The organism is Shewanella sp. 10N.286.45.A1, from assembly GCF_041470405.1.
Taxonomy (GTDB): domain Bacteria; phylum Pseudomonadota; class Gammaproteobacteria; order Enterobacterales; family Shewanellaceae; genus Shewanella.
This window is the reverse complement of record NZ_JBFRMK010000347.1, coordinates 1-7,968: the sequence shown is the minus strand read 5'-3', so window position 1 is coordinate 7,968 and position 7,968 is coordinate 1. Positions and strand designations below refer to the sequence as shown.

The 7,968-nt window shown below is 44.9% G+C and carries 7 protein-coding genes; 5 read left to right on the top strand and 2 right to left on the bottom strand.

Translation table 11 applies throughout. The annotated features are described in order from the left end of the window. Window positions 1–307 precede the first annotated feature (307 nt). Window positions 308–1,231 (top strand): hypothetical protein, encoded by a 924-nt coding sequence (locus AB4238_RS20970; RefSeq protein ID WP_372035409.1) that lies wholly within the window; start codon window positions 308–310, stop codon window positions 1,229–1,231. A 69-nt stretch (window positions 1,232–1,300) separates the two neighbouring features. Here AB4238_RS20970 and AB4238_RS20965 read toward each other — a convergent pair whose 3' ends face one another. Beyond that, a complete protein-coding gene (locus AB4238_RS20965; protein ID WP_372035407.1) occupies window positions 1,301–2,635 on the bottom strand; it encodes a sensor histidine kinase in 1,335 nt (444 codons plus the stop codon). After that, the gene (locus tag AB4238_RS20960) at window positions 2,629–3,318 is read right to left on the bottom strand and encodes a response regulator transcription factor (protein WP_371991138.1); all 690 of its coding nucleotides are present in this window, start codon (window positions 3,316–3,318) and stop codon (window positions 2,629–2,631) included. The genes AB4238_RS20965 and AB4238_RS20960 overlap by 7 nt, the downstream gene beginning before the upstream one ends. 125 nt (window positions 3,319–3,443) lie before the next feature. On the opposite strand from AB4238_RS20960, the gene AB4238_RS20955 reads away from it, so the two are divergent. The 4 genes from AB4238_RS20955 to AB4238_RS20940 all read left to right on the top strand — a co-directional run bounded on the left by AB4238_RS20955 (window position 3,444) and on the right by AB4238_RS20940 (window position 7,955). Further along, a complete protein-coding gene (locus tag AB4238_RS20955) occupies window positions 3,444–4,490 on the top strand; it encodes a glycosyltransferase family 2 protein (RefSeq protein ID WP_372035406.1) in 1,047 nt (348 codons plus the stop codon). Continuing rightward, window positions 4,490–5,914, top strand: coding sequence for an ArnT family glycosyltransferase (locus AB4238_RS20950; RefSeq protein ID WP_372035404.1), 1,425 nt, complete (start codon window positions 4,490–4,492; stop codon window positions 5,912–5,914). The genes AB4238_RS20955 and AB4238_RS20950 overlap by 1 nt, the downstream gene beginning before the upstream one ends. Further along, window positions 5,878–6,327 carry a GtrA family protein gene (locus AB4238_RS20945; RefSeq protein WP_372035402.1) on the top strand — a complete coding sequence of 150 codons (450 nt, stop codon included), beginning with the start codon at window positions 5,878–5,880 and terminating at the stop codon, window positions 6,325–6,327. Before AB4238_RS20950 ends, AB4238_RS20945 begins: the two co-directional genes overlap by 37 nt. Before the next feature lie 104 nt (window positions 6,328–6,431). After that, the gene (locus tag AB4238_RS20940; protein ID WP_372035400.1) at window positions 6,432–7,955 is read left to right on the top strand and encodes an FG-GAP repeat domain-containing protein; all 1,524 of its coding nucleotides are present in this window, start codon (window positions 6,432–6,434) and stop codon (window positions 7,953–7,955) included. The last annotated feature ends 13 nt before the right edge of the window (window positions 7,956–7,968 follow it).

Sequence of the window (7,968 nt, the reverse complement as noted above, 5' to 3'; positions counted from 1 at the left end):
AAGAATAGAAGCATTGAATCGAACCCAAAGGGCCGCGTTTCTTGGCTATTTTTACTGTGTTGTAGACTATTTGTGGAGAATAACTAAACGGCATAGCCTCCGCCTTGTCAAAATAGCCAATAAACTGCGGCAAAAACAACCGTGAAAGATAAACAGCCCCTAGGCATTTGGATATTTTTTTTTCATCGCCATGCCCTAATCCCGCTTTTTGATTACTGGTTTAATAGTCACCAATGCATTACCACTACCCTCTAAGTTAGCTGTAATTTTGGAATAGGGGGAAACATATTCTTATGAGGTTAAATTTATGTCTAACAACACTATTTTCTCAAATACGCAATCAGCACAGTTAGTGTCTTCAACTACTGCGACTAACAAAACCTTTATCAACGGAGCGTCTAGCACTATGAGTACAGCAAACAAGTTTTCAAAAGTTATTTTAACCACGTTATGCCTAACTGTACTCACAGCATGTGCAAGCAGTGAAGGTGTTGGTGAGGATGGGCGTGACAGTAATCGTGGCCTTAAAACAGGCGCTGCTGGTGGTGCTATTTTTGGGCTAGCAATGGGCGCGGTTGCTGGGGATGCGAGCCTTGCATTAAAAGGGGCGGCAGTTGGCGCCGCAGCAGGTGGTGTTGCTGGTGCGAGTGCTGATTATGCTAATGACAGAGAAGATTATCGTAATGAGAATGCCAACAAGAATATTAATATTAATGGCTTATCAGGTACACAAGTAGCCGGAGCTGCAGCGCCTGCAACTACTGCGCAGAACTGGGATCGCTTAGATACTTTTAGCGGACAATGGCAGGTCAATATCTGGGCATTGGATAGCAAAGGCGAGCGCGTAGAGGCGACTGGTGTTGCTCAAGGTGGATTGAGTAAAACCACGGCAGCGACGTTATCGGTAGAGAACTTGAAGGTGTCAGGTGTAGAGCAAGACCTAAACGGGCAGGTTGAACTGTCATATACACCAGCGCAGGGCTATCAATTGCAAACGGATTTTAATGGCAACAGTAAGCTTAGTTTTTCAGGTGAGTTTCAACTGCAGCTACAACGTTATAACTACTACCCAGTCGGTGCAAACGGACAAACCTTTTCTGGAAATGAACGGAGCCAAATGCGCTTAGAGCTTAGATTTGCAGGACAAGATGTTTTCTTGGTCGATAGCTACGCGGTGGTTGATGGCAAAGAGGTGCAGATCCAGTCATACCGCTTTACTCGCCAAGGCTAGATTTATAGAAATAGTGCCAATCGATAATCGATTGGCACTTTGTTGTTTCCTCTGCGGGGAGGCTGAACGTTAGCTCTCTGCTTGGGGAAAAGTTAATCGAGCACAGCAGCCTATCGGTTTGATATCGGACAAGCTGAACTGCCATTGGTAGCGCTGGCAAAGACTATCAACAATCAATAAGCCTAGCCCATGTCCATTGGCGCTATCATGTTCTGAGGCAGATAGTCCGCGCCCGTTGTCGGTAATAATAATTTCATCGCTATTGACTGAGATGGTGATCTCTCCAGAATCGCTGGCGTTTATGGCATTGCTGATGACATTTCCTAATAACATCCGCAGCACAGCAGGAGTCGGCTTGATGACAGGCGCTTGCTTAAAATCAACCGATAGTTTGATCTCTTTACTATTAGCTAATGCCTGTAGTGGTTGAGTAATACTTTCGATTTCAGCTAGCTGTAACGATCTAAGCGGTGTGCTGCCGGTGGCATTCTCCTGCTTGACCAAATTGAGTAGTGCATCAATGGTATGTTGCATGTCGAGTGCTGCACGTTGTATGCGGCTGCGTTGGCGGGCTTGAAACTCTGCAGCATTATTTTGCTCTTGCAGTTTTGCTGCGCCACTGATAACAGTTAAAGGGGTTCTTAACTCGTGACTGGCATAGCGAGCGAAAGCTTGTTCCTGCTTAATCATCATCTCATTTTGCTGGCGGTAATCGTTTAAGCTATCAGCAAGTTCAGTAAATTCGGTCGCAGACTGCTCGGGTACGGTAAATCTTTTGTTCGATTCGGGGGATTTTAATTGTTTACTTAACTGCGCGACAGGATCGACCAAGCGGCAACTGAGTTTATGAATGACGAAGCCGAACAAGATAAACATTACGCCGATAAAACACAGTATAAATAGGCGAATAACATTCCATTCTCTATCGCTAAGTTCCACGTTTTCAGCCGGTGTAATGAGAAATAACGGCTTTAATTCACCATTGAGCATGAACTCGCCACGATATAGGAACACTTCTTCAGAAAGAGCGGCTTGATTGCTAGAGAATGGTATCCATTCATGCAGCAATTCACTCGCTTCACTGTTGGTGACTTCTCCTTTAAAGCCCACCGGAAACTTCTCTAAATTGCCATATTTCTTGGGGATCAGCTCTGGAGAGTAGAAAGCTTTAGTATGTAAGATATTGAGAGGCTGCTCGGCCCCCTCTTGAAACGAGGCAATAGCGTAGGGCGCGGTTGTTTCGAGTTCTTGTTGGTTAACAGCATCTTCAATCCATTGCATTAAGCCGAACATAGACAGGTAAATGGTTAAGCCAATGATGATTGCCAAACTACTGAAGTACCACATTAACTTATGCGGCAAGCTCGAGGCGGTGGAGACTCGATTGAGTAGGCTATCTAGCAAAGTTCTTCTCCAAGTTGCAGTCTAAAACCCACTTTAGGCACAGTGGCCAGCATCGGGCATTTAAAGGGTTTATCGAGCTGATTGCGTAACTGGTACATATGGCTACGCAAAATATCGTTGTTCGGTGGTGATTGGCCCCATAACTCTTCAATGATCTGTTCACGTTTGACCACATTTGGCGCATGTTTTATCAGTAGCAGTAATATTTGGTAGGTGGTTGGGGTCAGTGCTAACTGCATTTGCTGACGATAGGCTTGATGCTGGGCGATATTAACTTCAACATCACCAAATTTAAGTACACCTTGAGCAACTTGGCCACGATGACGTTTTATCAGCGCTTTTACCCGAGCATCAACCACATCTAAATCGAAGGGCTTTCCTAAATAGTCATCGGCGCCGCAATCAAAACCTGTGAGCAGATCCGCTTTATTATCGAGTGCAGTTAACATCAAAATTGGGGTACTACAGCCGAGTGAGCGTAGTGCTTTACATAGGCTTAGACCGTCAAGCTTGGGGAGCATGAGATCTAATATGATGGCATCAAAGTCAAACGCTTGCGCTAAGGATAAACCAAGCTCGCCATTATCGGCGAAATCAAGCTCTGCACCTTGTGCTTCGAAGTAATCTCCAAGAATACCTGCGACGTCGATATTGTCTTCGATAATGAGTAATTTTAGTGTCATAACGGATCGGTAAATGCAGCTGTCAGTACCGTCTACTGTAGCACTATTTTTGTCGAAAAAATGTCAATGACATTTTCTTCACTTTACGGCTGGCATGCTACAGCAAAAGTTGATGAGGATCTCGCATGACATACGCTCGCGTGGATGACGGCAATCGCACCGAAGTGTGTTTGTCAGTGATAGTACCGCTGTTTAATGAGTCGCAAATGATTGCGCCGCTGATATCTCGGCTTACCGCTGTGTTAGCAGAACTTGATGAAAGTAGTGAAATTGTATTTGTTGATGATGGCAGTAGCGATGACTCTTGGTCGAAAATAAGCCGGCTGCCTTTAGCAAACAATGAATATCAATGTATTAAACTGAGCCGAAACTTTGGTAAAGAAGCGGCGATGTCTGCAGGTATTGAGTATGCACGTGGCCTCGCGGTCATTATGCTGGATGCGGATCTACAAGACCCTCCTGAGCAGATCCCCTTGATGCTTGAACAGTGGCGTGCAGGCTACGATATCGTCAACATGAAGCGTAGTAAACGTTTGGGTGAAACTTGGTTTAAACGATTTTCAGCCAGTTGTTTTTACCGGCTAATGAACTGGGTGTCTGATTCTCCTGTGCCGGAGAATGTGGGGGATTTTCGTTTAATGAGCCGCCAAGTTGTGGACAGCATTAGAGCTTTGCCTGAGCGTAATCGATTTATGAAAGGTCTATTTAGCTGGCCGGGATTTTCGCAGAAAACCTTGGAGTTTGACCGCGACCCTCGCTTTGTAGGGGAGACCAAATGGAATTACGGCAAGTTATTTGGCTTGGCGATGGACGGCATCACCTCCTTTAGCTTTAAACCGCTGCGTATTGCCACTTGGTGTGGGGTTTTTACCGCATTTAGCGCTTTTGCTTATGGTGGTTGGGTGGTCAGTAAGACATTGATCTATGGCGAGACTGTAGCGGGTTATCCTTCGATGATGGTGGTGCAGCTAGGTCTCGCTGGTATTCAGTTATTAGCCTTGGGATTAATAGGTGAGTATTTAGGACGGGTGTTTGTTGAGGTTAAGCAGCGACCACTTTATTTGATTGAAGAGGTGGCTTACAGCCAGTCATTGTCGCAAGTTAAACCTAATCGAGCTTCCACCGCTGCGAGCGTTGTCAAGAGCAATGTCAGCTATTTGGAGGCGAAGTAATGCGAGCGTTAAGCACTGGACAGAAAAGTATAGCGGTATTGCTGTTGGTGGTATTAACCCGATTGCTGCTATTGCCTCTATATCCGCTGATGGACACCACTGAAGCTCGCTATGGCGAAATGGCGCGATTAATGGTTGAGACGGGAAATTGGGTAACCCCTTTGTTCGATTATGGTGTACCGTTTTGGGGGAAGCCGCCACTGCATACATGGATGAGTGCAGTTTCAATCGTTCTTTTGGGTGTATCTGAGTTTGCAGTACGTTTTCCACATTGGATAGCGGCAATGTTGACCTTAGCTGTGGTCGCAGTTTTCGCTAATAAGCAGCGACTTCCGGTGTTGCCATCGTTAATTATTTTGGCCTCTACTGCGGTATTTATTGTCAGTGCCGGTGCCGTGATGACTGACATGGCGTTAACACTAGGCCTGACGATGGCGATGGTCGGCTTTTATTTGTGTTGGCAAGGCGAGGTGCGTTGGGGCTATTTCGGCTTTATTGGTTTAGCGATTGGCTTGCTAGCAAAAGGACCGGTAGCGCTAGTCATTTTTGCCATTGGTACAGGGTTATGGTTGTTGTGGCAATATGGGGTGTTTAGGCCTTGGAAATTATTATGGCAACGCACTCCACTCGTCTCTGGCTTGTTATTAATGTTGGTTATTGCGTTGCCTTGGTATGTACTGGCTGAAAACGCGACGCCTGGATTTTTAAATTACTTTATTGTCGGTGAGCATTGGTCACGGTTTGTCGATAGTGGTTGGCAGGGGGACCTTTACGGTAGTGCTCATGATCAAACTCGTGGCACCATTTGGCTTTATTTCCTTGGCGCAGCGCTACCTTGGTCTGCCTTTTTACCGCAAGCCCTATATAAAATTTATGTTGAAGCACCTAAACATAGCGATAAGCAGCTCAATAGCAACCACAGCGCACTCGCCAGTTACCTCATCTGTTGGATGCTGGCACCTATGGTGCTATTCACTCTTGCTGGCAATATTTTACCCGCCTATGTTTTACCGGGGATCCCTGCATTAGCACTGCTTATCACTTTTGCTTGGCGCGGGTCTCTGGTTCCACATCTGCATAAGGTTGCGATTGCTATCGCCGCGTTATTAATGGTAGCCGTTGCGATTATTCACTTCGGTTCAGGAAAAGACAAAAGTGAGCGCTGGTTGCTACAGCAACGCACTGAAATGCTACCGACCTATTATCTTGATAAACGTCCTTTTTCAGCTCGATTTTATAGTGCAGGTAAAGCTAAGGAAATTATTTCGTTGGCGGAGGTTAACCACAATGACACTCGATATTACTTAGTGGTTCATAATTCGAAAATCGAGCTAGGGTTTGAAGATTGCGAAAAGGTCGCTAATAACAAAGATAGAGGTTTACTGTATTGCAGTCGCAGCAGCTCAATGTTATCGAAACCCTAAGGCGTAACTATCAGCAAGAACTGCAGTTTTTGATGGTAGGCGCTGCAGTGTTTGTCGTTGATGGCACCCTTTTTTTGCTATTTTCACAACAGCTTAATTTTCCGCTTTTGCCTGCAAGAGTCGGTGCATTTTTGATTGCCGTCTTTCTATCCTGGATTGGCAATCGCTGTTGGACTTTCCGCTCTCGGCAGCAAGTGGCTAAGGGGCGACAATTACTGACCACTGTCGTGGTGTCTAGTGTTGCCGCAGTCGCTAACTTGAGCACTTTTTATTGGGTGTCACAGCTTTTAGGTAACACGATGCTGGATGCTGCTCTAGCATTTAGTATTGGCGTGCTGGTAGGGCTAATTTTAAATTGGTTGGGGGCTAACTTTTGGACATATAGGTCGATTGAACATGAAAAATTCACCTAAAGCGCAGCGTTCTGTTACAAACTGTTAAATTTGCTTTTACTCTGCGCTTAAAACCGCTAGCTTCAAGGTTCATACTTTTGTGATTGCTAATGGAGCGGAATAACATGGAATCGGTTTTAAAAGGCTTAGGAGTGAGTTTAGCGCTCGTGACTGCGGTCGTAGCTCAATCTGCAGAGGCTAAATCTACGCCTAAATTGACCTTAACTGAGTCAACATTAAATGCGCCTTTTAATTTGACTCATTCGATAGTGGCAGCAGACTTATTGCCTAGTTCTGGTAAAGAGTTAGTCGCTTTTGGTGTTGATGATTTAAGCCAGCGCTGGATGGCCATTTATGGTTTAGAAAAAGGACAGTACAAGTTAGCGGTAAAGTTAGCGCTGCCTCAAGCAATGCATTCCTTTGACATTACACAGTACCAAGAGGGCAAGACTCAGCAACTGTATTTTTTGTCCCAAGATAAGCTGCATGTGTTTCAGCCACAAACCGCGACAGCCAAAGCTGAATTAGCGGCAATTGCCAGTATCAATTCGCTATCTTTTAAGTCTCGTCCAGACTACTTGAGTGAAGGCGAGTTTATTGCAGATCTTAATGGTGATGGTGAAGATGATATTTTGATCCATGACTTTAATCAGGTGCAGTTGTTTATTGCCGATAACGGTGAATTTAAACAGCAACAACTGCCAATAAAACCCCAATCTCGACTATTTGAAGATGGTGCTACCTACACGCAGTCTAAGCTCTATGCCACTGATATTAACTTGGATGGTTTAGTTGATATCGTCAAAATTGGTGAAGGTGAATTAGAGCTATATCGTCAAACAGAAGACAAGTTATTTAACCCTATTGCTGAGTATGTTTCTGTTAGGCAGCCGATAAGTGGAATTGATTGGTGGAACAAGCGTGATGCTTACGGCGAGCAGCTTGACCAGAGTGAGTTGGTGTACCGTAAAGTGGAGGAGCTTAAGGACATTAACAACGATGGTATTACCGACCTTGTGGTGCGCTATACCAAAAGCTCAGGCGTATTTGATAGAGCCAATGACTATGAGGTTTATCTTGGTGAGAACCAAAAGGGTAAGCTCGTGTTTCCAAAAGTGGCCAATAGCGTTGTTAAGGCTGAAGGTACTTTAACTGGGTTGCAATTTATTGATATTGATAGTGACGATAAAGTCGAGGTGATGGTGGCTGGATTTGACATTGGCGTATCACAGGTCATTGGCGCTCTGCTGTCTGGCAGTATCGATCAAGATGTGCACCTGTTTAAAATGGATGATCAAGGGCGTTTTGCTGAAGAGTCTAATGTGAGTAAAGAGGTTGAGCTTAATTTTAGTTTGAGCTCAGGACAAAGTGGCAGCCCAGTGGTCAAGCTGGCGGATCTTAATGGTGATGGCCTTAAAGATTTAATCTTGTCGGATGATGAAGACACGCTAAAGATCTATTTCGGCGCGACTGGCGATACTTTGTTTAGTCGCAATGCTGAAAAGCATGATTTAAAACTGCCAGTAGATGGTGGCATGCTACAAAGTGATGACTTAAATGGTGATGGTAAAGAGGACATCTTGATTAAATACGGCAAACAAGATGACAAGGCATTAGCTAATCAGTTTAGGGTCTTTTTCGCCAGCTAATACCAATCAGTAT

Coding starts and splice junctions, on each gene's coding strand:
- AB4238_RS20940 (WP_372035400.1), top strand. CDS start 6,432: ATGGAATCGGTTTTAAAAGGCTTAGGAGTGAGTTTAGCGCTCGTGACT.
- AB4238_RS20950 (WP_372035404.1), top strand. CDS start 4,490: ATGCGAGCGTTAAGCACTGGACAGAAAAGTATAGCGGTATTGCTGTTG.
- AB4238_RS20970 (WP_372035409.1), top strand. CDS start 308: ATGTCTAACAACACTATTTTCTCAAATACGCAATCAGCACAGTTAGTG.
- AB4238_RS20955 (WP_372035406.1), top strand. CDS start 3,444: ATGACATACGCTCGCGTGGATGACGGCAATCGCACCGAAGTGTGTTTG.
- AB4238_RS20960 (WP_371991138.1), bottom strand. CDS start 3,318: ATGACACTAAAATTACTCATTATCGAAGACAATATCGACGTCGCAGGT.